The 25555-nt window shown below is 49.2% G+C and carries 24 protein-coding genes; 14 read left to right on the forward strand and 10 right to left on the reverse strand.

What is annotated here, in order from left to right; all coding sequences use genetic code 11:
- Positions 1 to 46: 46 nt before the first annotated feature.
- Entirely contained in the window at positions 47 to 913 is an 867-nt protein-coding gene (locus tag LZD49_RS10870; RefSeq protein ID WP_234667377.1) for a lysophospholipid acyltransferase family protein, read from the reverse strand.
- The gene (locus LZD49_RS10875) at positions 913 to 2016 is read right to left on the reverse strand and encodes a hypothetical protein (RefSeq protein ID WP_234667378.1); all 1104 of its coding nucleotides are present in this window, start codon (positions 2014 to 2016) and stop codon (positions 913 to 915) included. The genes LZD49_RS10870 and LZD49_RS10875 overlap by 1 nt, the downstream gene beginning before the upstream one ends.
- Positions 2017 to 2432: 416 nt before the next feature.
- On the opposite strand from LZD49_RS10875, the gene LZD49_RS10880 reads away from it, so the two are divergent.
- Together LZD49_RS10880 and LZD49_RS35715 are read left to right on the forward strand one after the other, a co-directional pair.
- Entirely contained in the window at positions 2433 to 3404 is a 972-nt protein-coding gene (locus LZD49_RS10880; protein WP_234667379.1) for a T9SS type A sorting domain-containing protein, read from the forward strand.
- A 14-nt stretch (positions 3405 to 3418) separates the two neighbouring features.
- The gene (locus LZD49_RS35715) at positions 3419 to 4240 is read left to right on the forward strand and encodes an exosporium glycoprotein BclB-related protein (protein ID WP_304488709.1); all 822 of its coding nucleotides are present in this window, start codon (positions 3419 to 3421) and stop codon (positions 4238 to 4240) included.
- Positions 4241 to 4325: 85 nt separating this feature from the next.
- Here the strand turns inward: LZD49_RS35715 and LZD49_RS10890 are convergent, their stop codons facing one another.
- The 4 genes from LZD49_RS10890 to LZD49_RS10905 all read right to left on the reverse strand — a co-directional run bounded on the left by LZD49_RS10890 (position 4326) and on the right by LZD49_RS10905 (position 8083).
- Entirely contained in the window at positions 4326 to 6104 is a 1779-nt protein-coding gene (locus tag LZD49_RS10890) for an STN and carboxypeptidase regulatory-like domain-containing protein (RefSeq protein ID WP_234667380.1), read from the reverse strand.
- Between the two features lie 56 nt (positions 6105 to 6160).
- On the reverse strand, positions 6161 to 7144 hold the full coding sequence (locus LZD49_RS10895; protein ID WP_234667381.1) for a FecR family protein: 984 nt from the start codon (positions 7142 to 7144) through the stop codon (positions 6161 to 6163).
- 6 nt (positions 7145 to 7150) lie between these two features.
- Complete coding sequence (locus LZD49_RS10900; protein ID WP_234667382.1) at positions 7151 to 7723, reverse strand: RNA polymerase sigma-70 factor; 573 nt, start codon at positions 7721 to 7723, stop codon at positions 7151 to 7153.
- A gap of 120 nt (positions 7724 to 7843) precedes the next feature.
- Positions 7844 to 8083, reverse strand: a complete 240-nt coding sequence (locus LZD49_RS10905; RefSeq protein WP_234667383.1) for a hypothetical protein — start codon at positions 8081 to 8083, stop codon at positions 7844 to 7846.
- A 173-nt stretch (positions 8084 to 8256) separates the two neighbouring features.
- Here LZD49_RS10905 and LZD49_RS10910 point away from each other — a divergent pair, with 173 nt between their 5' ends.
- Positions 8257 to 9108: a KilA-N domain-containing protein gene (locus tag LZD49_RS10910; RefSeq protein ID WP_234667746.1), complete on the forward strand. Its 852-nt coding sequence runs from the start codon at positions 8257 to 8259 to the stop codon at positions 9106 to 9108.
- 38 nt (positions 9109 to 9146) lie between these two features.
- Positions 9147 to 10079 (forward strand): hydrogen peroxide-inducible genes activator, encoded by a 933-nt coding sequence (locus LZD49_RS10915; RefSeq protein ID WP_234667384.1) that lies wholly within the window; start codon positions 9147 to 9149, stop codon positions 10077 to 10079.
- Between the two features lie 29 nt (positions 10080 to 10108).
- Here the strand turns inward: LZD49_RS10915 and LZD49_RS10920 are convergent, their stop codons facing one another.
- A complete protein-coding gene (locus LZD49_RS10920; RefSeq protein ID WP_234667385.1) occupies positions 10109 to 11290 on the reverse strand; it encodes an ATP-binding protein in 1182 nt (393 codons plus the stop codon).
- Positions 11291 to 11390: 100 nt separating this feature from the next.
- A complete protein-coding gene (locus LZD49_RS10925) occupies positions 11391 to 13109 on the reverse strand; it encodes a DNA polymerase/3'-5' exonuclease PolX (RefSeq protein WP_234667386.1) in 1719 nt (572 codons plus the stop codon).
- 134 nt (positions 13110 to 13243) lie between these two features.
- Between LZD49_RS10925 and LZD49_RS10930 the strand changes: the two genes are divergently transcribed.
- From LZD49_RS10930 to LZD49_RS10945, 4 genes are all read left to right on the forward strand, one after another.
- Positions 13244 to 14344, forward strand: a complete 1101-nt coding sequence (locus LZD49_RS10930) for a Gfo/Idh/MocA family protein (RefSeq protein WP_409021316.1) — start codon at positions 13244 to 13246, stop codon at positions 14342 to 14344.
- A gap of 54 nt (positions 14345 to 14398) precedes the next feature.
- Entirely contained in the window at positions 14399 to 15676 is a 1278-nt protein-coding gene (locus tag LZD49_RS10935) for an AGE family epimerase/isomerase (protein ID WP_234667387.1), read from the forward strand.
- 158 nt (positions 15677 to 15834) lie between these two features.
- Positions 15835 to 16032: a CsbD family protein gene (locus LZD49_RS10940; RefSeq protein ID WP_234667388.1), complete on the forward strand. Its 198-nt coding sequence runs from the start codon at positions 15835 to 15837 to the stop codon at positions 16030 to 16032.
- Positions 16033 to 16158: 126 nt separating this feature from the next.
- Positions 16159 to 17148, forward strand: coding sequence for a 3-hydroxyacyl-CoA dehydrogenase family protein (locus LZD49_RS10945; RefSeq protein WP_234667389.1), 990 nt, complete (start codon positions 16159 to 16161; stop codon positions 17146 to 17148).
- Here LZD49_RS10945 and LZD49_RS35520 read toward each other — a convergent pair whose 3' ends face one another.
- Both LZD49_RS35520 and LZD49_RS10950 read right to left on the reverse strand, forming a co-directional pair.
- The gene (locus tag LZD49_RS35520) at positions 17149 to 17277 is read right to left on the reverse strand and encodes a hypothetical protein (protein WP_255720988.1); all 129 of its coding nucleotides are present in this window, start codon (positions 17275 to 17277) and stop codon (positions 17149 to 17151) included.
- Between the two features lie 16 nt (positions 17278 to 17293).
- A complete protein-coding gene (locus LZD49_RS10950; protein WP_234667390.1) occupies positions 17294 to 18538 on the reverse strand; it encodes a S9 family peptidase in 1245 nt (414 codons plus the stop codon).
- A 171-nt stretch (positions 18539 to 18709) separates the two neighbouring features.
- Between LZD49_RS10950 and LZD49_RS10955 the strand changes: the two genes are divergently transcribed.
- The 6 genes from LZD49_RS10955 to LZD49_RS10980 all read left to right on the forward strand — a co-directional run bounded on the left by LZD49_RS10955 (position 18710) and on the right by LZD49_RS10980 (position 25455).
- Positions 18710 to 20029: a cytochrome ubiquinol oxidase subunit I gene (locus LZD49_RS10955; RefSeq protein WP_234667391.1), complete on the forward strand. Its 1320-nt coding sequence runs from the start codon at positions 18710 to 18712 to the stop codon at positions 20027 to 20029.
- 233 nt (positions 20030 to 20262) lie between these two features.
- A complete protein-coding gene (locus tag LZD49_RS10960; protein WP_234667392.1) occupies positions 20263 to 21288 on the forward strand; it encodes a cytochrome d ubiquinol oxidase subunit II in 1026 nt (341 codons plus the stop codon).
- A 177-nt stretch (positions 21289 to 21465) separates the two neighbouring features.
- The gene (locus LZD49_RS10965; protein WP_234667393.1) at positions 21466 to 22215 is read left to right on the forward strand and encodes a LytTR family DNA-binding domain-containing protein; all 750 of its coding nucleotides are present in this window, start codon (positions 21466 to 21468) and stop codon (positions 22213 to 22215) included.
- A 131-nt stretch (positions 22216 to 22346) separates the two neighbouring features.
- Positions 22347 to 23600 (forward strand): L-fucose:H+ symporter permease, encoded by a 1254-nt coding sequence (fucP, locus tag LZD49_RS10970; RefSeq protein WP_234667394.1) that lies wholly within the window; start codon positions 22347 to 22349, stop codon positions 23598 to 23600.
- Positions 23601 to 23641: 41 nt separating this feature from the next.
- Positions 23642 to 24430 carry an SDR family oxidoreductase gene (locus LZD49_RS10975; protein WP_234667395.1) on the forward strand — a complete coding sequence of 263 codons (789 nt, stop codon included), beginning with the start codon at positions 23642 to 23644 and terminating at the stop codon, positions 24428 to 24430.
- Between the two features lie 11 nt (positions 24431 to 24441).
- On the forward strand, positions 24442 to 25455 hold the full coding sequence (locus LZD49_RS10980; RefSeq protein ID WP_234667396.1) for a zinc-binding alcohol dehydrogenase family protein: 1014 nt from the start codon (positions 24442 to 24444) through the stop codon (positions 25453 to 25455).
- Positions 25456 to 25555 lie beyond the last annotated feature (100 nt).

Consider the following 25555-nt stretch of genomic DNA (forward strand, 5'->3'; position numbering starts at 1 on the left):
CGAAATCCGCTAGTTGGGAAAAAGGCCTACCCTTTGCTGAATATTACTACAATTTCAATGCGCTGACCGGCTTTTGTCCCTTCAGTGAATGGAACTTCCATCTGTTGTGAGACCACAGCCAGAGCTCCGGCTGCCGCTCGATGGTGTTTTCCAGCGCTTTATAATAGTGTTCCATGATGCCCGCCTCACCGAGTTCCCGCGGCTTTTCGGTAATGAGCCGGAACCTGAAATGGTACGTATTTCGCTTCCTTTGGCTCACATCCAGGTATACTACTGCACAATCGCCCTGGATGGCAATTCGCGCTGCACCCGACTGAACAAACGTCTTGCGGTTCATGAAGTTAAGGTAGTATTTGCCCGACTCAGGCGGCCGCTGGTCGGCGATGGTGACAAAAATCGCCGGGGAGCCTTTGTCCCAGCCGATGGCTTTGCGGTACCACTCCGATTTCGGGACCATTACAGCGCCGAAGCGCCCCCGGAGCTTCAAGAGCCAGGCGTTCAGCCATTTGTTAGAGACGGGTGTATAGGCAGCAAGAACTTCACAATTAGTCTGCAACGGCAGCGACAGCAAATATTCCCAGCTTCCATAATGCGAAGCCATCAGCACAATGCGCTTCTTCTCTTGCAGGAGTTTGTCGATCAGCTGCGTGTTTTCGTAGTGAACCAACCATCCGAGACCTCCGTGAGGCATTCTACTGATCATAAAAGGCTCGACGATCAGATCGGCGAGATGCCGGAAATAGGCGGTAACCATCTGCCGTATCTCCTTGTCGGAACGCGTGGGAAAGCAGCGGGACATATTCACGAGCACCATATTGCGTCGATAGGGCCATAGGTTGATCAGTACCCGGAAAATCAGGCCTGACAAAGAGCGCCAACCCCAGAGGGCCAGCCTGAAACGGAGCGCCCGCATCAGAACAGGAATTGTACGCCTGCATTGAAGCCTACAAAAAGTCCCCGGAAGTCCTTCGAGCTGCTGCTGTTCTTCCAGATATAATTTTTGACAAAATCATAGTCATTTTCCCGTTCGTATGAAACGTAGTTGAGCGTTGGACCAGCAAATGCTTCGAACCGGTTGCCGAATTTTAATGCGGGCAACACCCGGATCGAATTTTTGAAATAACTGCCTCCATCAAAATCGGTGAGCGTATGGCTAACGGCCTCGAGGTTCAGACGGAAGCTTCCTGCGAGCGGGATATGCGCACCTAAGCCTCCTTCGGCGGCATACATCGGTTCCGCATTGTCTTTGAAATTATAACCGACACCCGCGATCCCATACAGCACACGCCCGCCCGAGCGGAAAGAAACGATGCCAGTCATGGTTTCGTCGAGTGTTATGGCCACCGACTTTTCACCGTTTTTGATAAAATTGAAAATCGCGATCGGATAATCGCTGCTATCGGCGATGTTGATCAAGCCGGCCAGCTGGACGCCTCTCACCTTCTTGGCGACATTGGCAAAACCAGCCACCTGCGCATTCACTTCGTTAGCTCTGTTAAGAAAACCCGCCAGTTGTAACCCTTTGGCATCTTTCCGGACGATGTTCGCGAAGCCTGCCACTTGCGCCGAGCCGGAAGCATCGGCAAGGTTCATAAAACCGGCTAACTGTGCTCCCCTCGCCTCCCCGCCGGTGATATTAGCGAATCCCGCCAACTGGGCACCGGTAGAACTACCGCCAGTTATATTAGCGACTCCCGACAATTGCACGCCACTCGCCGAGCCGCCGATCACATTAGCTACACCGGCCATTTGTACTCCGCTGACATTTTGTTTAACAATATTGGCCACTCCTGCAATGGCCGCACCCGTCTCTGCTTTCGAAAGGCCGGCAATGGCATGAAGCGAAAAGCGGTTGGTAATAGAAGCGGCCTGTTTGCCATTGGAACTTACCGGATAAATGAAACCGATATGCACTGCGGCAGAACTGTCACGCTGGGCAATTGCGCTACCGGAGAATGCGGTCAGCAGTATGATGATGGCGATAAATCGGGATGGATTCAAAAACAAGTTTTTCATGGGTAATGCATTTAAAAATTGATTGTTCAAATGCATACACTCACCCAAAATCCTCGCAGGCCTTCGATTCGATCGGGTTGAACGTATGCATTTAACCGACAACCGGATTGCCTTCTACCCTAAATTTTCTGAGAAAAAACCTGACTGAAATCCGTCTTAAATATGATCATGAAATATAATTCTACAACTAACATTCATCCAACTGGATGATGTAGTAGAAATAATTTATAATTTTTACAAGAGTAAGGTCATTTAAAAAACTAGTTTAACCTCACATGTTGAATATATTTCTACAAACTAGGTTTATTTGACAAGACAAAATAGTAGAAATAATTATGTCAATTCCGTTACTTTCTTTATATGTTTATATATATTTATCTCAATATCATATTCCCTATTAAACAACCTTCGTACTTATGATGAAACGTTATCTGCTTTTTTGCCAGTTGGCATTACTTCCAACCATGGCCGCACACGCGCAGTTTACAGCAGGAACCGATGGGTTCTTTATTGCGCAAAACACTCAAGTCTTTATAGACAGCCTCACGCTGAAGCCAAGCGTCGATTTTTCGATTACATCCCAGACACTCACTATCACTCCTACACCGATTCCGGGCACGCCGCCCAGCATCGCGAGGGTTTACAATTTCACCACGCCGGTGAATTTTGTGGGAGTTGCGGGTTTCTTTTATCGGGCTTCGGAGCTTAACGGTAACACAGAAAGTACTTTGCAGCTTACGCATGGCAATGCCACCTTCGTGTCCACCACTGGAAGTAGTATTAACCTAGTCCAGCACTACATTTCCAACACTTTACCGTTGACCAATTTTACATCCCTCACTGCTGCCCAGGAAAACGCACTGCCGGTTACCCTGGTCAATTTCGCGGTAAAACGGGTGGAAAATGCGACGGTACTTTACTGGCAAACCTCCGAGGAGCGGGACAGCGACCATTTTGAAATCCAGCAAAGCGAGGACGCCCGGAAATGGACCGCATTGGGAACGGTCAACGCAGCGAAGGAGAGTGCGATCACAAGGGAATACTCGTTCCCGGACCGTGCCGAGCGATATGGTACTCAGTACTACCGGCTCAAAATGGTGGACATCGACGGAAGCTACGCTTACAGCACCATCGAATCGATCCGCCTGGAATCCGGAGGATTGATCAGCGCTTATCCCAACCCTGTGGCTGACAAACTTCTTATCGGTTCCAGGGAAGCGCTCGCCAGCGTGAAAGTGACCGATCTGTCGGGACGCTCGTTTCTCGAATTATCGAAACCTAAGGCAGGTCAGGAATTCAGTCTCAAAAGCTATCCGGCCGGCACCTATCTGGTAAAAGTAGAAACGACTAACGGCAAGACACAGGTTATCAAAATCGTCAAACAATAAACTATCGCATTCTCATGAAAAGACTATATATTTTCAACGTTCTTCTATCCTCTCTGAACCTGAAGGGGACATTACTGGCCGCGCTATTCGCGCTGCTCGCATTCGCAGCCAATGCCCAGGTGGGTATCGGGACCATCAGCCCGGATGGCAGCGCGCAACTAGATGTAACATCCACTACAAAAGGTTTGTTGATCCCGCGTATGCTCGATACCGAACGTGCGGCCATCGGGACTCCGGCCACGGGCTTGCTGGTGTATCAAACTAATGGTGACTCAGGCTTCTGGTATTACACCGGTAGCCAATGGGTGCCTTTGAAAGCCGCAGCTGCCGGAAGCACAATTATTCCTTATGCCTCCGGTGCACCAATCGTGATGACAACTATTTTGGGCGGACTTGTCGGAACGACGTCGGTAGTGGGCTTTGGCTCTTCGGCACCAGGCATATCGCTCGTGGGCGGTGTTATTGATGCTACGTTGCTCACCAACTTCGCGTTCGTCGCACCACGCGCCGGGACCATCACATCGCTCTCCGGCTTCTTTAGCAATACAGTAGGCCTGGCACTTATAGGCACATCGCTCAATATACAGGCTCAATTGTTTTCAGCACCGGTAGGAAGTAATTCATTTTCGCCTGTGCCCGGTGCGGTTGTAAACCTTGCACCGGCACTTTCAGGTATTTTGTCAGTTGGCTTTACTGCCAGCGGAACGACAAGCGGGCTCAGTATCCCCGTAACCGCAGGTCAGAGGTTTTTGCTGGTATATTCCGCTACAGCAACCGGAATTGGCCTTATCAATACCGTGACAGGTTACGCGAGTGCAGGTGTCGGCATCGATTAACAGAACGGCCAACGAAACATGGAAAAGGCCCGAAACCGATTGGTTCCGGGCCTTTTCCATGTTTTCGAACAGATTTCTTGCGCATTCACAAATTTCCGTACCGCCAGCTTACGCCCACCTGCCAGCCGATCCAGGACGTAACTTTGTCACTGCCCAGGCTGATAGATGGGTAGCCGCTAATAGGAAAAGATTTGTATCCTGCCTTCTGCTCTACGCCGTCACTATCATAAATGGTGTATGAAGGCCCTCCGAACAGCAGGAAACGTTTGCCAAGCTTGTAAGTGGCCGCAATTTGCAGACGATAAGTGGAAGGCATCTCCTCCCAATTACCCTGATAAATATTCTGGTTCAGGATTTCTACGAAAAAGCCTGCTTTTTTAAATGGATAAAACTCCCGCCCGATCCCGGCACCGAATGTTTGCACCTTCTTTTCACCATTGAAACCTGTTCCTGCTACCAATATGCTGTAAAATTGATGTGTACCCATTTTCCAGGCCACATTGAGTGATGCTATTTCTGTAGCATACACCGAGATATTGGAAGTACTTTTCCGAATGAGATTGAAAAGGCCGATGCTTACACCGGAAGAACTATCGGCGATATTGACGATTCCAATCTGTACGCCCCGCATTCGCCTGGCATAATTGAATGGTGCGAGCTGCAATCCTTTGATGTTTCTCGCCATATTAAGGCCACCAGCGATCTGTGTTGCCTTGACCGAGTCGCGGGCGTTATTGGCCGCACCGGCAATCTGTACGCCTTCATACGTCCCGCGCACCTGGTTGTAGCCACCTGATATCTGCGCACCATGTCCGCCGTTACGGATCAGCCCGATTGCACCGGATACCTGAGCGCCTGCCATGACACCGCCTGTCCTGCTCAGAAAACCGCTCACCTGTACACCGTCTACCCGTTTCCGGACCATTCCGCTAAACCCGGAGACCTGCACGCCATTCAGGGAATCGAGCACATTGTTGCTGAAACCCGCCACCTGCACGCCGCTGACATGCCCCGATACCACATTAAATGCCCCCGCCAGTTGCACGTAGCGCACATTTTCTTTGGAAATATTAAAACCACCCGCAATTTCGACACCATTGACACCGGCGGTATAACCTCCTGCGAGGTTAAGGGAAAACTTGTTCACCACCTGCCCGCTCATGCGTCCGTGCGTGCCCAACCCGGGCGTCAGCGAAGCCTGGTAAGGCAATGCCACAAAAAAGCGGCCGATATTCCGGCTTTGCGCACGCAAGCGTCGGGAAAGGAAAAGACGACCCAGCCAGGTCGTTTCGCCTTCCGCATAACGGACGATCAGCGGGTCGAGGTCCACGGCTTTTTGCTGGATGCGCATGATGCGGTCTGCTTCGTCGGCCTCACCGATGACCATCGTGGTATCGCCATACCCGACTTTACTGATGGTCAGGTGAACAGGAAATGCACGGTCTTTGATCCGCAGCCTGAAAGCACCATCGTCCGCCGAAAGTGTCGACACCAGCAACTGCTGCGAATACACGCTGACATAATCTACCGGCTGGCCGGTTTCATCGTCCAAAATGTGGCCGGTAACGTGAAATGACCTTTCTTTTGCGACCGGCAGGATAATCAGATAATCCCCTTTTTCCTTGTACTGAAATTGATGGTTAAATAGTTGTTCGAGCACCTGCCTCACCGGCTGCCGGCTTACATTTAAAGTAACCAGACTATCGCCGGAAATCAGATTGCTGTTATAGGAAAAATAGAACTTCCCCTGCTCGCTCATCGACTTCAAAACGCCGGAAACCGGTTGTCCCTTTACAGAGATATCAACCGGTTTGTTCAGGATCTGCTGCGCAAAACACCCCCAAGGGACCATTATCCAAATCACAGCAAGCCTTATTACACTACGGAATATAGAATTCTGATTCATCCCGAAAGATAAGGCTATTTCAAAATGATTTGCCCGCCATGGCGTTCGACTTTGAGTGAAAGGGTTTCGCTGATGACGCCCAAAATACTTTCCAGAGAACTCTGGTGGAATGTCGTATTGATCGGCAGCTCCGCTAATCGTTCGTTTCCGATGACGATGTCGGCCTCATATGCTTCGTTGAGGATTTCGACCAACCGCCATAGCGGCGTTCCATCACAAAACAGTCGCCGGGTCCTGTAATAGTTATAAAATTCGTCTCCTGTCCTGCCCTTCTGCATTTCCGAGCTTGCTTTTACAACCGTTGCTTCTTCATGTGGTGTAATGCGCACCTTCTGATCCGCTCTTGAAACCTCGACAATGCCTGTCTCCACGATCACCTCCGTTTTACTCGCATTGTCCTTTACATTAAATGACGTACCCACTACTTTCACCGTCACGTCATTGACCGAGATCAGAAACGGCTTGGTTTTATCAGGCTTTACATCAAAAAACGCCTCACCTGTAAGCTGTACCGGACGTACCTTCCCTTTAAATTCCTCCGGATAGGTGATACTTGATTTTTTGTTAAGCGTAACCACTGAGCCATCCGGCAATGTGTCGGTCAGCGTCTGCATGCCCGAGTACACGGTCAGCATTTCCGGAGAAGCGTTTCGCGTCGCGGCGAGGTAACCCAGCCAGCCCACACCGGCCGTCATGAGCACCATCGCTACCATACGCAATATCCTGAACACAGGTTTCGGATACATCGGAATAATTTCCGGTTCAGTAATCCTTGTTCTGGCTTTAAAACGCTCCCAGGCTGCATTTTCATCCACGGTACTCACCTGCGCAAAGTGTTTGCTTTCATTCCAGATCAGTTCGAAATGCTCGTAATACTGCTGGTGATCATCGTCGTCGAGGAGCCATTGTTTGACTTCGATCTGCTCCGCAATGCTGGCTTCGTCGAGCATCGACTTTACCAGTAATTCATCTATGTTGGGATTGTGTTCTGTTTTCATGACTGATCAGCTGAGGAAAAAAAGTAAAATGGACGCCGGAAGGAAATCGACCAGTTTGACCCTGAGAAGCCGCAATGCCTTTCCCATCTGATTTTCGACCGTTTTGACCGGCAATTGGAGGCGATCGGCGATTTCCTGGTATTTCAATTCTTCGAACCGGCTCATCTGGAATATCGTACGGCATTTTTCGGGCAGCTCCCGCAATGCGATATCCAGGCGGGTTTCGAGCTCCGACAGTTCGAGGGCATGCGAAGCGTGGGCGCTCTGCTGCTCCTGGTGCATCACATAAGTCTGGTGCGCCTCCCGAACTTTCAGATGTTTGAGATAATTCAGACTTTCGTGGTAAACCGACCGATAGAGATACCCGCTGACTGACTCCCGGATATCGATATGGTCCGTCTTTTCCCACAACCTGCAAAACACATTCTGGACCATTTCTTCGGCCATGATATCGTCTTTCAAGATCGTACAGGCATAGGCATGCAGCCCTTTGAAATGTTTCTTGAAAACGTTCTCGAACTCCGATTCTCTGTCCCTGCTCAAAACCGTTACGTGGTTATCCGCTAAGGCTGCATTCATTGCACCGACTAGTTTATGTAAAAAATAAGCGCCCGACTCGGGTTGTACAATGAATTGACAACCGGTCGGGCGCTTACCCTAAACTTTTCCTAAAAATATTCGGAGCTATGTTCCTGACAACTACTTCTTCTTGGGAGCTTTTGTGGTGTCGGCTTTTGTTGCATCAGCCTTGTTCGCTTTGTAACGCTTGTCAGGCGTGCCGTCTTTTTTGAGGTGTTTGTTCTCTTTATAGCGCTTGTCGGGCGTGCCATCCTTTTTCACTTTGGCCTCCGTCTTCTGTTTTTCCGCCGCAGTCTGCGCAAAGATCGGCGTTGCCACAGCCATCAAAGCCAGGAGCATCCATGCTTTCAGGTTCTTCATAGTTGATAAAATTAATGTGAGTGATAGTTTAAAGTAAGGCTAAGTTACAATTCCTGAGGGAAATGCAATAGCCAGAATCTTTGAAGAAGGAAGTTTAATGATGATTTAATGCTACTACAAGTTGTTACCTGTTTCAAGGAGCTTCGTATAAGAGGAATGTATCACGCAAAAACATTCTTCAAGCACGCAAAAATCAGAAGCTTTTTGTTAACGAACAGGAGATTAGCGTCCTAAGCCGCGATAATGGGGAATTTATCTCATTGACGGACATTGCACGCCAGAAAAATGCCGCCACCGGCCTTGTGATCTCTCACTGGCTGAGCACCAGATTCACCATCGAATTCAACGGGCTCTGGGAGCAACTGCACAATCCTGATTTTAATCTTACCGAATTCGGTAACATTAAAAATGAAGCCGGACATAACAGCTATGTTCTCACATCCAAGCAATGGATAGAAAAAACCAATGCAATCGGTCTGATAGCAAAAACAGGGCGATATAATGGCGGCACATTTACGCACCGGGACATCGCCTTTGAATTTGCTTCCTGGATATCAGCGTCTTTCAAACTTTATCTGATTAAAGAATTCCAGCGACTAAAAGATGAGGAAAACAAGCGATTAGAACTGGATTGGGATTTACGACGCAGTTTATCCAAAATCAACTATACCATCCACACCGATGCCATCAAGGAAAATCTGATTCCTAAAGAGCTGGACCCGATTGCAGTAAACAGAATTTACGCAGAAGAGGCTGACATTTTAAACGTGGCACTATTTGGTCTGACTGCCCGGGACTGGAATAAAAACAACGAAAACCGAGGCAATCTTCGCGATTCCGCGACCATGGAACAGCTCGTTGTCCTTTCCAACCTTGAAAGTATCAATGCCATGCTGATCGGGCGCGGGTTGCTGGCATCCGAGCGGATATTTGAACTGAATAGGATTGCAATCATTCAGATGAAGTCCCTGCTTAATGGTCAGGTCTTAATGAAAGGTTCAATAGGAATAGATCAATCAAAATGATAATTTCTATTTTTGCATAAAGAAAATTTATTAACAGCATGAATATCCAGCAACTGGAATACATCGTCGCCGTCGACAACTACCGCCATTTCGTCCATGCGGCCGAGCATTGCAACGTCACCCAACCCACACTTTCTATGATGATCAGGAAACTGGAAGAAGAGCTTTCGGTGAAAATTTTCGACCGGACTAAGCAGCCTATCGTTCCCACGGGCGTCGGGCGGGAGATCATCGACCAAGCCAAAACCATTCTTCGGGAGACATCACGGATCAACGAGATCGCCAAGCATTTCAATGGCGACTTATCGGGGGAGCTACGCGTGGGAGTCATTCCAACCATCGCACCTTACCTGCTTCCGCATTTTGTAAACCCGTTTATTTCAAGCTATCCGGATATCAAACTGCACGTCTCGGAAATGATCACCGACAGGATCATTTCTGAGCTAAAAATAGGCAACCTGGATGTAGGTATTATCGCGTCGGTTTCGGAAGAAAACAGTTTGCAGGAGATACCATTGTACAAAGAGCGTTTCTATGCCTACGTCTCGGAAAAAACCGATCTGTACGCGAAGCAGTATATTCTGCCGACAGACATCGAACCCAACGAACTTTGGCTGCTGGAAGAAGGCCATTGCTTTCGCACGCAAATCCAACGCCTGTGCGAGTTGAGCCGCAACAGTCAGTTTGGAAGCAGTTTCAGTTACCGGTCGGGCAGCATCGAAACGCTCATCCGCATGGTCGAACGCAATGGTGGTATCACTATTCTTCCCGAAATGGCTGTGATGGAGCTTTCCGGAGAGCGGCAGAAGCATATCCGCCACTTCCGTTTCCCCGAACCTGCCCGTGAAGTATGCCTGGTCGTCAACCGCGAGCAAATGAAGGCCCGGCTGATCGATGCATTGCGGGAGGGCATTACAGCACATTTACCAGAGGGAATTTTGAATAAAGAGTTGGAGGTAAGGGTGTTTTAATTTTTTGTTGTTGAATTGATGAAGGGAGGTTATTGAAGAAAACCTCCCCAGATAAAGCCTTCGAATAACCTTACCGGGTGTCGGCCCACCACAAACGCTTCGGTAATTCCCAGATTCTTTGCCAACGATTCCGTCCCCTTCAAATCGGCCTCTGTTCCGGTCTCTTTTACTTCAAAACACCGCTTTTGGTTCACGATAAAGTCGATTTCCCTGCCGCTCTTTAATTGATAGTAGGCAACCTCGCCACCATGCATCAACTGATTAAAGACCGCATTTTCAAATTTTGATCCGCTGCTAAGTTCGCCCGCGAGCGAAGCAATGCCGTTATCCAGGAAGTATATTTTCTTTGCCTTAACTATTTCGCGATCCGGGCTATTTGAGAGTACCGGTATTGTCTTCACCAGATAGCTCTTTTCCAGCAGGTCCAGATAATTCTCAACAGTTTGACGCGCCATTCCCGTCAGGCTTGTAAGCTTGGAAATATCCAGCTTCGTACCGATTCGAACAGATAACAATTTGACAAGCTTATATAAATTGGTAGGATTGCGAATGTCCGACAGGAATGTCAGATCAAAATTGATATACGAACTCATAATATCACTAATCAGGTCGCGTTTGTCCTCCGCCGAATCTGCCAGCACAACTTCCGGAAAGCCGCCAAAATCAATGTACTCGTCATAGTAACCTTTGAGTCGCTCATATTCCGACGGGATAAACCTGGACGCCTCCCGAATGTCTGAACTCGTTGCCTTAATTCCTTTGAAAGCAAGCAGCTCTCCGAAGGTCAGAGGATGGATCTCAAAGATTTTCTTCCGGCCCGCTAATGATTCTGAAAACTGGTTCTTCATGTAATATGCACTCGAACCAGTGACGATAAATTTAATATCGTAACTATCATACAGGTATTTCAGTACGCTTGGCAGATTGGGTACCAGTTGGATTTCGTCGATGCATATCAATACCTTTTTCGAGAAGTCCGTTCCTTGCCGACTCAGCGCTTGCACGATAGTTTCGTAGTTCGGCTCGGAGAAAAGCACGCGCACATCGATCCGTTCAAGGTCAAAATAATGCTTCTGTGGAATGTCACATTGCGTCATCAATTGCTTCAACAACGTGGTTTTCCCCGTCCGTCTCATTCCGGTGAGTACGGTGATTTGCTTTTTGGTTGAATGCGCAAGCAGCTCTGGATAAATGTACCGCGAAACGAACATTGTTTACTATTTTATAAGTGCACTGTAAAAATAGCAATACTATTTTATAAGCACACTATAAAAATAGTAATACTATTTCATAACGACACTTTAAAAATCGTCATAAAGCCTTCGAAGCCCGCACTTTCAGATAATCCTCTATCTGCCCCAAATCCAATGCATTAAAGGTCATATCCTTCGTCAATCCGCCCTTCCTTGCATTGGCGACACCGTAATGCATGTCGAGATAACCTTCTTTGGCATGTGCGTCGGGATTGATGCTGAGCATGACGCCTTTTTCCATACAGTAGGAGATCCAGCGCCAGTCGAGGTCGAGGCGCCAGGGAGAGGCATTAATCTCGATGACAACCCCGTTGGCGGCACAGGCGTCGATAATGGCCTGGTGATCGATCGGGTACCCTTCGCGAGAGAGGAGCAAGCGGCCTGTGGGATGGCCTAATATGGTTGTGTAGGGATTTTCAATGGCTTTGAGCAAACGAGCTGTGGCCTTTTCGAGCGTCATCGATAAGTTGCTGTGCACTGAGGCTACGATATAGTCAAAAGAAGCCAGGACATCAGCCGGGTAGTCAAGCGATCCGTCGCCTAGAATGTCGGATTCGATGCCCTTCAGAATTTTGAATGGTTTTGCAGGGTTTTCAATCGCAAAACGCGCATTGAGCCTCGCGATTTCTTCATGCTGGCGGATAACCTCTTCTACTTTCAACCCTTGCGCATAAGTGGCGGTTTGCGAATGGTCGGCGATGCCGAGGTATTCAAAACCAAGATCGCGACAATGCACGGCCATCTGTTCGAGCGTGTGCTGGCCGTCGGAATAAGTACTGTGATTATGCAGAATGCCTTTGAGATCATCCCAGGTCACAAGCTGGTCGGGCGTGCGGGTTTCGGCCCAGGCAATCTCCCCCGCCCCTTCGCGCATTTCAGGGACGATGTAGGGCAGGCCGGCCTTTTCGTAAATGCTATGCTCGGTATTGGCCGTGTCATAATAGGCATGTCGCCAGATTGTGCTTCCTGATGTTCCGCTCAGTCCGAGGTGGTCGACGCCCGCGGTTTCAAGAAACAATTCATTCACCAGCCGCTCCGGCTTCACCGCCACGATCTCGATCGCAACGGCAACATCCTGTACATTCCCTCGCCAAACGAATGGCGACGATATCTTTTCATTCTGCACCAAAAGTTCGATTTCACCGACAGTGTTCTGTAAAAGCGCCGGAGAATCCGTCCCTACCAGAACGCGGATCGTCTCCACAACCTCCGATTTCCTGCGCACTTCTCCTGCTACTTCTACCTGATCGAAAGTCTTTTTCAATTCATTCGCAATCAGCTGCGCCACAGCCTCGGCCTTGTCCATGCGGAGCTTCCCGGCCTGGTCTTTCAGGAATGCCAGCGAATCAAGGATCTTTTGCTGCGTATTGCCGCCGAAGCCTTTTACTTTGGCAACCGTGCCATTGAGGCAAGCCAGTTCCAGTTCATGCAGGTTATCGATTCCAAGTTCCTGCCACAGCACAGCGATCTTCTTCGGACCAATACCTTTAATATTGAACATTTCCATCACACCCAGTGGTGTGTTGGCGATCAGTTCTTCCAATTCCGGAAATGTGCCCGTTTTGGCAATTAGCGCAATTTTGGTAGCTGTACTTTTCCCAACCCCCTGCAATTTGGTCAGTTCCTGCTCGGTCATGAATTGCAGTTCACCTTCCTTGTATTTATCCAGATAAAAAGCCGCTACCGAATAGCCTTTGATCTTAAAAGGGTCGGCATTGTGCAGTTCCAGCAGTTTGGCGGTCAGTTCGAGGACCTCTACGATTTCGGGATTGCTCATGGGATTGGGATTGATGAATTCTTCGCGAATTACGAAGTATGCGCCAGCATTTGCAAATCATCGGGACATGCCGGTATCTAAATCGCGTCAAGTAGTTATGTCCGTGCCCTGTCTTAACTAGAAAAAACCAAGCTATGGAACCCAAAATTATCACTCCTTTTTCACGCCGCGATTTCCTCGTTGGCAGTGCCGGAATGCTTACGGCATCGATATTTTCACCAAATGTCTTTGCGTTGTCTAAACCCAAAGACCGCCTCGGTGTCGCGTTGGTAGGGCTTGGCTATTACAGTACCGACCTGCTCGCGCCTGCATTGCAAAAGACCAAAAACTGCTTTCTGGCAGGCATCGTAACAGGCTCGCCCGAGAAAGCAGATACCTGGAAGAAAAAGTACAATATTCCAGATAAAAACATTTATAGTTATAAAACCTTCGATCAGATAGCCAATAACCCGGACATCGACGTAATATATGTGGTGCTGCCGCCTTCGATGCACAAGGAATACACGATACGGGCTGCCAAGGCGGGGAAGCATGTTTTTTGCGAAAAACCAATGGCCATGACGGTCCAGGAATGCGAGGATATGATCAAGGCCTGCAAGGACAACAAGCAAAGCCTTTCGATCGGTTACCGCTGCCAGCACGACCCTAATACCCAGGAATTTATGCGCATTGCGAAAGAGCAGACACTAGGGAAAGTACAGCTAATTTCCTGCGCGGCCGGTTACAAGGAAAGCCGGGCCGGAAACTGGAAAGTCCAGCGGGCAATGGGTGGGGGCGCGATGTACGATATGGGCGTGTACGCATTACAGGGTGCACGGCTGGCGGCCGGAGAAGAACCCTTGTCGCTTACGGCGCAGCATGTGGTGAACCGGCCGGAGATTTTCAAGGACGCCGATGAGATCACGCATTTCCAGCTGCATTTCCCGAGTGGCGCGGTGGCCAACTGCACCGGTAGCCATGGCATTAACACCAATTTTTTGAAAGTAAATTACGACAAGGGCTCATTGCATATGGATAATTTCTCTGCCTACAATAGTAACCGGGGATCAAGTACGCTGGGAGAGATCAACTTCCCGGTCGAGAACCAGCAGGCCAAACAAATGGACGAGGACGCATTGGCCATTATGCAAAACAAACCTCAACTCGTTCCCGGTGAGGAAGGCCTGCGTGATATCCGCATCGTGCAGGCGATTTACGAAGCCGCTAAAACGGGCAAAACCATTAAACTGACTTAGCTTTTAAATACATATCCTTTAACCATTTCAAAACTCTGACCATTTCTTAAACCAATGAATGTAGATCAATTGAAAAGCTACCGCGAGGAAATCCGCCAGCATTTAACAACCGAATTGCTTCCTTTCTGGGAAAATCGTTGTGTGGACAAGGAAAACGGCGGTTTTATCACCCATTTCGACAATGCAGGCAATGATTCGGGAGAAGACGAAAAGTCGCTGATCGCCCAGACGCGCACGGTTTTCACTTTCTCTTCCGCACATCGTGCGGGTTACGGCGAAGGGCGTTATGCCGACATTGCGAGGCACGGAGTGGATTTTCTGATCGACAAGATGTGGGACGATGAATATGGGGGGTTCTATTGGCTCATGGATCGCAAAGGCAACGTCAAAATCGACGAAAAGATCGTCTACGGGCTCAGTTTCGCGATTTATAGCCTTTCGGAATACACATTGGCCACCGGCGATCCACGCGGGTTGGAATATGCCGAAAAGGTCTTTGATCTATTACAAAAACATGGTGCGGATACTTATTACGGAGGTTATTTCGAAATGTTCCACCGTAATTGGGACCTGAAGGGTCCCGGTGCAGCAGGCGGCGATCGCAAGACGCTCGATGCCCATATGCACTTAATGGAGGCATTTACTACCTTATATGAAGCATCCGGAAAACAGGTTCACCGCCGTAAGCTTATTGAAATTATCCGGTTGCTGATTAACAAGATCATGCATCCGCAATATAAAACAGGCATACCGCAGTTCTGGGAAGACTGGACCGTGGCACCGCAGATCAAGTTCGACATTATCTGGGGCTGGGACCGGTTCACCGAAGATGGGCTGAAAAGCGCCGCTGAAGATAATACCAGCTACGGCCACAACGTCGAGTTCGCGTGGCTCCTCATGCACGCGCTCGACATCGCGGGCATTCCATATGACGAATACCACGACCAGTTCAAAGCTTCTTACGATCATGCTGTCGAGCACGGTATTGACTGGGAATTTGGAGGAGTGTATGTGGAAGGCTCTCATGCTGGTGATGTGTACGACCGGGAGAAGGAATTCTGGCAACAGGCCGAAGTGATCATCGGGATGCTCGACGCCTACCGCGTTTATGGCGACGAAAAGTATTTGAAAGCTTACGATGCCACGCACCGCTTTGTTTTTGACAAAATGATCCACCATTCCGTAGGCGAATGGCTTCCGCTATTGACACGCCAGGGTGAGCCAATCTGGAAACATATGAGCCACTCGTGGAAAGTCAACTATCATTCGGTGCGCTCGATGGTGCAGGGTATCGTTCGATTGGACAAGCTGATCGGGCGACACAATGCCTAAGGAATTTGCAAGATTTTGGACGTTTCGTGTAAAAATTTGCTCATCGGTTCGTGCTGAAATGCGCTTGGAAGCATTCACGGCGATGGAACGGTTCTTGAGAGTAGTAATGCAATAAGCGCCCACAAAGGCGTCATTACAAACCAAAAAACCACACAATCATGAGCGCATTCACACAACAAGTAAAAGGTAACTGGAACGAAATCAAAGGTAAGTTCAAGCAACAATATGCTGACCTGACTGATGACGACCTGCTTTATGAAGAAGGAAAAGAAGACGAACTTCTTGGAAAAATTCAGAAGCGGATAGGTAAAACCAGAGAAGAGGTGGAAAGTGAAGTTGATAGCTGGTCGCGCTAGATCCGACGTAGGTCGATATAAAGCCCTGGAATCGTTGATTCCGGGGCTTTTTTTGTAGTAACCAATGGTCAGAAATCGCTTTAACCATTATATTTCCTGCAACAAATCCTAAATCCGTCTTCTCAAATGAATCCAAACGAAATACCCGTCGGCATTGTTGGCCTTGGTTTAATGGGTTGCAGCATTGTGACTTGTTTGCTTATCGCCGGCCACCAGGTTGCGGCCGTGGCCCCGATTTCCGCCGACCTGGATCATGCCGAGCGCCGCATCCGGGAGCATTTGCAGAATGCCTGGCAAAACGGCATTGTCGAGAACGAGCCAGAATTTTATCTCCGGCGACTGATTATCACGGAAGATTATTCAGTGCTGTATCCCTGTAAACTGGTGAATGAATGCACGATCGAGAACATCGATATCAAAAATGCAGTGTATCAAAAGATCGAAAAGGAGATTTCGGCCGACGCTCTTCTGACCAGCAACACTTCCGCCATTCCGATCAGCCAACTCCAAAAACTGACGCAACATCCGGAACGCTTCCTGGGCTTGCATTGGACCGAACCAGCCCATACGACCCGCTTCCTGGAAATCATCTGCGGCGATGATACGGATATTAAAAATGGCGAATACCTGTACGAGCTATCGCATTTGTGGGGCAAAGAGCCCATTCTGGTCAGGAAGGACATTGCGGGCTTCATCACCAATCGTCTGATGTATGCCATGTACCGCGAGGCAATCAGCCTGGTCGAGAACGGCTACGCTACCATCGAAGATGTGGACCGCTCGTGCCGGAACAATGCCGGTTACTTCATGACACTCGTGGGCGTGTTCCGCTGGATGGACCTTACAGGCGTTCCGGCTTATCACACCGTGATGAAAAACCTGCTTCCTACCCTCAACAACAGCACGGAAGTGCCCGAGCTGATCGACAAAGTCGTGCGTGAAGGCGGCAAAGGCGTACTCAACTCCCACGGATTTTATGAGTATGAACCCGGCGAAGCAGAAGTTTGGGAAGAGACTTTTAAAGAATTCACTTACGACATCCGGGAGCTGGCTTTGAAATATCCCGGGGATATCGTGAAACGGCGGTTGGCTGAGAAAAATAACCTGAAATCTTAATCACTCCCAACCCATTTCTTTACGAAACTCGTCATAACTAATCGTTTCACCTTTGTCGTGCTTTTCAATGATTTCCAGAAGAAGCAAATCTTGTAGGTTTTGATCCTCCAAATCTAAGTTTTCTTCCATTTCTAACAGATTTGTATTATTTGCCATCCTTCAAAAACTCCGTAGTCCCGGAGACTCCGTCGCTATCCTTTAAATAGAAGAATGCATACTTATAACCGCCTGCTGGAACGGGCTGTATGATTGTTTGTGTATCCTTATTAATAGTGACAGGACTATGCTGCCAGACCCGGTGCTCATTATCGGAGGTTACATCATTCGTGTAATAAAATTCGGCGGAGGCTATGTTCTTACCCGTGACGGATTTCAGGTGAGCTGTTAGTTGGTTGTCTTCCAAAGTGATGTACTTCAATCCCACAAATGGCCACGGATTACCATTCAATGCCCCGTCGAAAAATGTCTTGATCTCTGCTGGTGCCCAACCGTCTTGGTGACTATGTGGCATATCGGGGATAATGCAGACCTGCTTGTTCCTGCTCATGCCATAAGTTTTGATATAAGGCGCCACATTATAGTGTTTGTCTTTGTTTCCATTGATGAAAAACATAAATGGCTTTGCATACCATAGGTAGCTCGACGGGTCAAAGTAGGTGATCCACAATTTCCGGTTGCTGGCAGAGAGGGCATTAAGCGGCTCTTTAAAAACGTCGGATTCGATATAATACCCACAACCATAAACCGGCGCGGCCGCGATAAACCGGTTATCCAGACTGGCCACCATGCAGGTAAGATACCCGCCCCAGCTGATACCCGTCACACCAGTTTTGATCGGGTCGATTTCGGGGAAGCTGAGCAGCAGCGAATGCGCCAGGATGGAACTCGCAACGGCATGGTATGTCCATACGTCCCGGAGGTTACTCTTTTCAATCTTTTTAAATTTGTTGTCATTGGACTGCTCAGGCCCGGGATGTGCGACCTTCTGGCCGTCGGGACCATTACCCGAAAGGTCCATTGCTATGGCTGCATAACCTTCCTTTGCCCATTTCTCTACCCATTCGCGGAATGCCTTTCCGCCACCTCCGTGGATCAGTACCAGCCCGGGAAATTTTTGCTTGCTTGCCGGCTTACCTGCAATGATATCCGGGTTGGAATAGTACGCGAAAACCTCGGTAGGCTTGCCTTCATAGTCCACGCTTTGGTATAACAATGATCGGACAGGTCCCGCATTGTCGAGCCAGCGGAATTGAGGTGCATTACTAAGATCTTTCAAATCCCACAAAAGGCTGTCGGCACAGAGGTCTTTGGTATCGATCAACCATGGTTGGCTGTATTGCGCATGGGCAGCGGGCGCCAGCAACAGCAGAATGGCAATGATTTTTTTCACCTTGTGTATTGATGTTTTGTCCTATAATTATTTCTGAACAAAAAATAGTCAAAAGCCGATCATTTTACTAAAAATGATGGTTCTTCTAAAAAGTCTTGACTAGTTTTGGACTACCCTTTGGCAGGCTGTTCCTAACCCGGAAAACGATATTTTTTCAGTAAATCTATTCCCATGAACGACTTCATTGCCGCCAGATCCCAAATGGCCCTCTCCCTGGGGTTTCATATCATATTTTCCTGTATCGGGATGGTCATGCCCTTCTTTATGGCCGTAGCCCACTTTTACTATCTCAGAACCGGGCAGGCTGTTTATAAGAATGTTACAAAAGCATGGAGTAAAGGCGTAGCCATTTTTTTTGCTACCGGCGCAGTGTCCGGTACAGTGCTATCCTTTGAGCTAGGGCTTTTGTGGCCGGAGTTTATGAAACATGCCGGACCCATTTTCGGAATGCCGTTTTCCCTCGAAGGAACGGCATTTTTTATTGAAGCGATCGCGCTGGGGTTCTTTCTTTACGGCTGGGACCGGTTCAATCCCTGGTTTCACTGGTTCACGGGGGTGGTCGTTGGCGTGAGTGGACTGGCGTCGGGCATCCTGGTGGTAGCCGCCAATGCATGGATGAACAGTCCGGCCGGTTTTGATTTCCTGAATGGCCAATATCTGAACATCGATCCCATTGCCGCTATGTTCAACAAAGCCTGGTTTTCGCAGGCTTTGCATATGACAATCGCCGCATTCTGCGCGACCGGTTTCGCGGTTGCCGGGGTGCATGCTTTCATGATCCTGCGCGGGAGCAATGTGCCTTTTCATACCAAATCATTTACCATTGCCGCGATTTTCGGCTGTGTGGCTGCGCTGGTGCAGCCATTGAGTGGCGATATTTCTGCAAAAGACGTCGCCATCCGGCAACCTGCGAAGCTTGCTGCCATGGAAGCCCATTTCCACACCGAAAAGTCGGCGTCCCTTCTGGTAGGGGGTATTCCAAATGAAGAAAAGAAGGAGGTCGATTATGCAATTAAATTGCCGGGCTTTCTGAGTTTTCTGGCCCATGGCAACTTCGAAGCCGAAGTAACCGGCCTCGACCGTATTCCCGAAGAGAACCATCCGCCTGTCGCTATTACCCATTATGCATTTCAGATTATGGTCGGAATGGGAATGGCTATGATGCTCATTGCCGTCCTTTATTTCGCCGCCTTGTGGAAAAAACGAAAATGGTTGCAGGAACCTTGGCTGTTAAAACTCTTCGCATTGGCCACGCCGCTGGGCTTCATAGCCGTTGAAGCGGGTTGGACCGTCACCGAAGTAGGGCGGCAACCCTGGATCATCTACGGCATTATGCGCACCGCCGACGCCGTCACACCCATGCCCGGCATCGCTTACTCATTCTATCTGTTTACCGCCATTTACGCTTCGCTGGCTGTTTTTGTCGTGTTTATGCTTTACCGGCAAATTAAGATGGTGGGGGTGCTTTATGATGCGACTGCCGACCACTGACGGCCGATTGCTGTATAGTGACGGTGCGGTGATGACGATAGACCATAGACCATAGACCATAGACCATAGACCATAGACCAATCGTCTGCCACGTAACAAACGTTCAAAAACAAAACTAAAAAAAAAGATGGTCTATGGTCCATCGTCCATGGTCGTCAAGCCATCGGCGGTCAGCCGTCAGCCGTCAGCCGTCGGCGGTCAATATTCACTCATTCACTCATTCAAAGTTAAAAATGCTCTACATCGTCATCACATACCTCTGGGCGTCTATCCTGCTGTATTTGCTCCTCGGCGGGGCGGATTTTGGGGCGGGGATTATCGAACTTTTTACTTCAAAAAAGAACAAGCAAGTTACCCGTAAGACGCTCTATTCAGCCATTGGGCCTATTTGGGAAGCCAATCACATGTGGCTCATCATCGCCATCGTGATCCTTTTCGTGGGGTTTCCGGTGATCTATTCGACCATGTCGGTGAACATGCATATTCCGCTGACGATGCTGCTGATCGGCATCATCGCCCGGGGAACAGCGTTTACGTTCAGGCATTACGATGCGGTGGTGGATGATATGCAGTATCTTTACAATTCCATTTTTGCCATTTCGAGTTTCACTACGCCACTCTTTCTTGGAATCATCGCGGGAAGTGCCGTATCAGGTCATATCGATCCGCAGGCTGACACATTTGTCGATGCCTATATCTTCAGCTGGCTGCATTGGTTTGCGATTACCGTGGGACTATTTACGGTTTCCATATGCGGGTTTCTGGCGTCAGTCTACCTGATCGGGGAAACAAAAGTAGAGCATGAGCGCCTGCGCTTTGCGCATAAAGCGCAATTCTTCAACATCGCGGCGGTGATTTGCGGCGCGCTGGTTTTTGTAGCAGCCTGGTTTGAGCACATTCCCCTGTTCGACTGGGTATTCGGCAACTGGGTGGGACGGATCGCGATCTTGTCGGCTACGCTTTCCCTTATCTGGATGTGGGCTTTATTGTATCAGGGCAAAATTGACTGGCTGCGTCCACTCGCCGGATTTCAGGTTACAATGATCTTGTTAACAACCACTTACAAGCATTTTCCCAACATCGTTCTTCTGAAAGATGGAGGTTATCTGTCATTGACCGAACATGCCGGACAAGAAAAAACCATTGAAGCCCTCGCCTGGGCATTGCTATCAGGCAGCATTCTGATTCTGCCTGCGCTTTTTTATCTGATTTATAGCTTTCAAAAAAATCCGCTCAACTACGGAAATGAGGCACATTAACTTAAATGCCGTTGTCAAGCCCGTAAACTAATTCTTTTTCGGTCCTTTTCCATTCAATAACCATTTGGTGCCACACGGACATCGGAATGAGCTCGACTGTGCCTGTTATCATACTTTGTGGAAAAATCGCGGCGGCGGAGCTGCTTTTCAAAAAGTGATTTAAACACTACATCCACAATGATCAAAGCGCTAATCATCGACGACGAGCCTAAGGCCCGCAGTGTTTTACACCAGTTCATCATCAGTTTTGTGCCAGAAATCACGGAGGCGCGAATGGCCGCATCTGTGGAGGAAGCCCGGGGAATTCTGCAGGTATTCAAGCCCGACCTCGTATTTCTGGATGTAGAAATGCCGCATCAAAACGGTTTTGACTTTTTGCTCCTGCCTAACATGCCCGATTTTGACGTGATCTTCACCACAGCCTATAATCAGTACGCCATACAGGCAATACGGTTCAGTGCATTGGATTTTCTCCTGAAACCGATTAGCCCGGAGGACCTGCGTGCGGCCGTCAAACGGCATTTTTCCAAAGGGGAAAGCTTTCGACAGCGAAAGCTGCTTTTCGACAATCTGGCGGCCAATATCGACAAAAGGGATGTCAAAGATTTCCGGTTGGCGGTGCCCTCGAGCGAAGGGGTTTTCTTTTTTATGATCCATGAAATACTCCGCCTCGAAGCAGACCGTAATTATACGATCATCCACCTGATCGGTAAGCGGCCGTTCATTGCGAGCAAAACGTTGAAGCATTTTGAAGATATGCTGATCAAATTCAGGTTTGTCCGCACGCACAAATCCCACCTGGTTAATCTCGACCATATTATCCGGATCAGCAACAACAACGAATTTATTATTCTTTCGGACGGCTCACGCATCGAAGTGTCGCGCCGCAAAAAGGACGAGGTCCAGCGACAGCTCAACATCCACTGATCTGCCTTTGCAAAACAATGTGTGGAAACATTTATGAGGAAAACACGTATTTCCCCGTAAAAAAATATAATTCCTTTGCATTGTTTTGTTTTACTTTACAGCCGTTCCTGCATCTAATTATACTAACCTTTATGACCGATCGTAAGACGCGGCTGGCTGTCATTCTCATCACGTCACTGTTTTTTCTCTGGGGTTTCGCCCTCAACCTGAACCCAATCCTGATCCCGCATTTAAAGAAAGCCTGTCAGCTCAGCGACTTCCAGTCGGCGCTCATCGACTCCGCATCTTACATCGCGTATTTCCTCATCGCATTGCCGGCGGGGCTTTTCATGAAAAAATATGGGTACAAGGCTGGTATCGCCTTTGGATTGCTGCTTTTCGCTGCCGGCTCATTTCTATTTTATCCGGCTGCAGAGATGCGGCATTTCGGCTTTTTCCTTTTCGCATTGTTTGTGATTGCCAGCGGGCTTACCATGCTCGAAACCGCTGCAAATCCCTACATTACTGTGCTTGGCGATGCAGATTCGGCCACGCAGAGGCTCAACTTTGCTCAGTCCTTCAACGGCCTGGCAGCATTTCTGGCGCCGCTGATGGGTGGAAAATTCATTCTTTCTGGTAAAACTCTTACCGAGGCACAGCAGCAAGCCATGTCGCCCGGCGAGCTCGACGCTTATCTGAACACCGAAGCTTCGTCGGTGCAGATTCCGTTTATACTAATTGGCTTGGTAGTACTATTTGTTGCCGTCATGATCTGGCGTACTTCCCTTCCTGAGATCAAGGAAGAAGAGGAAGTTGAACAAAAAGCCAGCGGCTCTATCTGGGGAGAAAAAAATCTCATCCTTGGCACCATCGCCCAGTTTTTCTATGTTGGTGCACAGGTTTGTATCAGCAGCTTTTTTATCCGTTTTGCCGACCATGTCGCGGGCGTCGAAGAAAAAACAGCAGCCTATCTGCTCTCGGGCGCATTGCTGGCATTCATGATTGGCCGCTTTATAGGGACCTATTTAATGCGCTTCGTGGCACCACCGCGCTTGCTGGCGATTTACAGCATTGCTAACATCGTGCTCCTCATCGTCGCCGTGCTTACGAATGGCATGTTCTCCGTTTACGCCCTGGTTGGCGTCGAATTCTTCATGTCAATCATGTTCCCGACGATTTTCGCTTTGAGCATCCGCGGATTGGGTGAGAAAACCAAAATCGGTTCTTCGCTCGTCATCATGTCGATTGTCGGCGGTGCTTTTTTCCCGGTGATTATGGGTCAGGTATCGGATATTTCGTCCATTCAAACGGCTTACATAGTCCCTGCGGTCTGTTTTCTGGTAGTACTATACTTCGCGGTCCGTAACAGTTCGGTGAAGAATGTGACGCTGGGCACTTCTCATTAAGATATAAGCAGTTCATTTATAAGTTATTATTTTAATCAATAATGGATTTAAAACTTCAAAATAAGGTAGTCATCGTGACAGGCGGTGCAAAGGGAATTGGCGAAGGCATTGTGCATGTGCTGGCATCCGAAGGAGCGATTCCTGTGATCGTGGGCAGAAATACGGAAGATAACCAAAAGGTAATCGACGCGCTGGCTGCCCAAGGCAAAGAGGCATTTCAGGTAGTAGCCGAATTAACCCACCCCGAGGCATCTGAAAAAGCAGTGAATGACGTACTTGAAAAATACGGCCGGATCGATGGCCTGGTCAATAATGCCGGTGTGAATGATGGTGTAGGACTTGAAAATGGCAGTTACGACGGTTTCATCGCCTCCCTGCATAAAAATGTGGTGCATTACTATCTGATGGCGCATTATGCATTACCGGCATTAAAGGCCTCCAAAGGCTCCATCGTTAATATCAGTTCTAAAACGGCGGATACCGGCCAGGGCGGAACGTCGGCCTATGCCGCTGCTAATGGCGGCCGCAACGCCTTGACCCGCGAATGGGCAGTGGAATTGCTCAAATATGGCATCCGCGTCAACTCAGTGATTGTGGCGGAATGCTGGACGCCACTTTATGAGAAATGGATCGAGACATTGCCGAACCCAAAAGAAAAGCTGGCATCGATTACCGCGAATATCCCATTGGAAAACCGCATGACCACCGCGGAGGAAATCGCGAACATGACCGTTTTCCTGCTTTCGGAAAGATCCAGCCACACAACAGGACAGCTCATTTATGTCGACGGCGGCTACGTCCACCTCGACCGCGCGCTGGCCAATTCCTGAAATATCTGACCATGGAGATACTTGTTTGCAACACCCCCGGCTCATTTTCCTACGAACAAGCCGAAGCACCGGTCGCAACACCGGGACATAGCATTCTTAAAATCAAAAGGATAGGCATCTGCGGTACCGACCTGCATGCATTTGAAGGAACGCAGCCATTCTTTAATTACCCAAGAATCCTGGGGCACGAGCTGGCCGGAGAAATCGTCGAAACCGACGCTCCTGGATTTGTGCCGGGCGAGGCGGTCACTTTTGTACCCTATTTCAACTGCGGCAAATGCGTCGCCTGCCGCAATGGCAAACCCAACTGCTGTACCAGCCTGAAAGTGTCGGGCGTGCATATCGACGGCGGGATGGCCGAATACCTTTCCGTCCCCTCCTATTCACTGGTTCACGGCGACGGCCTGAGCTTCGACGAGCTCGCTCTCGTGGAGCCGCTCGCGATAGGCGCGCACGGCGTGCGTCGAGCGGATGTACGTAAGGACGAATTTGTGCTCGTAGTAGGCGCAGGCCCTATTGGATTGGGAACAATGGAATTCGCACGCATTGCGGGTGGGAAAGTGATTGCATTGGATATCAATGACCAGCGGCTGGCGTTTTGCCGCGACCGCGTTGGCGTGGAGTATACGATCAATGGCCTAACGGAAAATGCCACAGAACGGCTGGCCGAGATCACGGATGGCGACATGCCTACCGTCGTCATCGACGCGACCGGCAACCTGCGTGCCATCAACACCGCTTTTGCCTACCTGGCGCATAGCGGAAAATATGTACTGGTCGGGCTTCAAAAAGGCGAAATCGCATTCAGCCACCCTGAATTTCATAAACGGGAAGCAACACTGATGAGCAGCCGTAACGCTACCCGTGCCGATTTCGAGCACGTGATCCACAGCATGAAAAATGGCCTCGTGGACCCGAAAACATACATCACCCACCGCGTAGCATTCGGGCAGGTGAAGGATGAGTTCGAAAGCTGGCTCGACCCGGCCAACGGCGTCATCAAAGCGATGGTCGAGCTGGATTAGTGGAGAGGATCATGGACCATGGCTGACCGCTGACCGCCGACCGCTGACGGCCGACTGCTCGTTTCGTTTTTCTGCCGTTGTTGGTGTCATCAACCCGGCA

Origin of the sequence: Dyadobacter sp. CY261 (assembly GCF_021440085.1) — a bacterium.
In the GTDB taxonomy this organism is placed as follows: Bacteria; Bacteroidota; Bacteroidia; order Cytophagales; family Spirosomataceae; genus Dyadobacter.

Coding starts and splice junctions, on each gene's coding strand:
- LZD49_RS10900 (WP_234667382.1), bottom strand. CDS start 7,723: ATGAATGCAGCCTTAGCGGATAACCACGTAACGGTTTTGAGCAGGGAC.
- fucP (WP_234667394.1), top strand. CDS start 22,347: ATGACCGATCGTAAGACGCGGCTGGCTGTCATTCTCATCACGTCACTG.
- LZD49_RS10965 (WP_234667393.1), top strand. CDS start 21,466: ATGATCAAAGCGCTAATCATCGACGACGAGCCTAAGGCCCGCAGTGTT.
- LZD49_RS10920 (WP_234667385.1), bottom strand. CDS start 11,290: ATGTTCGTTTCGCGGTACATTTATCCAGAGCTGCTTGCGCATTCAACC.
- LZD49_RS10980 (WP_234667396.1), top strand. CDS start 24,442: ATGGAGATACTTGTTTGCAACACCCCCGGCTCATTTTCCTACGAACAA.
- LZD49_RS10955 (WP_234667391.1), top strand. CDS start 18,710: ATGAACGACTTCATTGCCGCCAGATCCCAAATGGCCCTCTCCCTGGGG.
- LZD49_RS10895 (WP_234667381.1), bottom strand. CDS start 7,144: ATGAAAACAGAACACAATCCCAACATAGATGAATTACTGGTAAAGTCG.
- LZD49_RS10925 (WP_234667386.1), bottom strand. CDS start 13,109: ATGAGCAATCCCGAAATCGTAGAGGTCCTCGAACTGACCGCCAAACTG.
- LZD49_RS10875 (WP_234667378.1), bottom strand. CDS start 2,016: ATGAAAAACTTGTTTTTGAATCCATCCCGATTTATCGCCATCATCATA.
- LZD49_RS10930 (WP_409021316.1), top strand. CDS start 13,244: ATGGAACCCAAAATTATCACTCCTTTTTCACGCCGCGATTTCCTCGTT.
- LZD49_RS10880 (WP_234667379.1), top strand. CDS start 2,433: ATGATGAAACGTTATCTGCTTTTTTGCCAGTTGGCATTACTTCCAACC.
- LZD49_RS10935 (WP_234667387.1), top strand. CDS start 14,399: ATGAATGTAGATCAATTGAAAAGCTACCGCGAGGAAATCCGCCAGCAT.
- LZD49_RS10915 (WP_234667384.1), top strand. CDS start 9,147: ATGAATATCCAGCAACTGGAATACATCGTCGCCGTCGACAACTACCGC.
- LZD49_RS10870 (WP_234667377.1), bottom strand. CDS start 913: ATGCGGGCGCTCCGTTTCAGGCTGGCCCTCTGGGGTTGGCGCTCTTTG.
- LZD49_RS10940 (WP_234667388.1), top strand. CDS start 15,835: ATGAGCGCATTCACACAACAAGTAAAAGGTAACTGGAACGAAATCAAA.
- LZD49_RS10945 (WP_234667389.1), top strand. CDS start 16,159: ATGAATCCAAACGAAATACCCGTCGGCATTGTTGGCCTTGGTTTAATG.
- LZD49_RS35520 (WP_255720988.1), bottom strand. CDS start 17,277: ATGGAAGAAAACTTAGATTTGGAGGATCAAAACCTACAAGATTTGCTT.
- LZD49_RS10975 (WP_234667395.1), top strand. CDS start 23,642: ATGGATTTAAAACTTCAAAATAAGGTAGTCATCGTGACAGGCGGTGCA.
- LZD49_RS10905 (WP_234667383.1), bottom strand. CDS start 8,083: ATGAAGAACCTGAAAGCATGGATGCTCCTGGCTTTGATGGCTGTGGCA.
- LZD49_RS35715 (WP_304488709.1), top strand. CDS start 3,419: ATGAAAAGACTATATATTTTCAACGTTCTTCTATCCTCTCTGAACCTG.
- LZD49_RS10960 (WP_234667392.1), top strand. CDS start 20,263: ATGCTCTACATCGTCATCACATACCTCTGGGCGTCTATCCTGCTGTAT.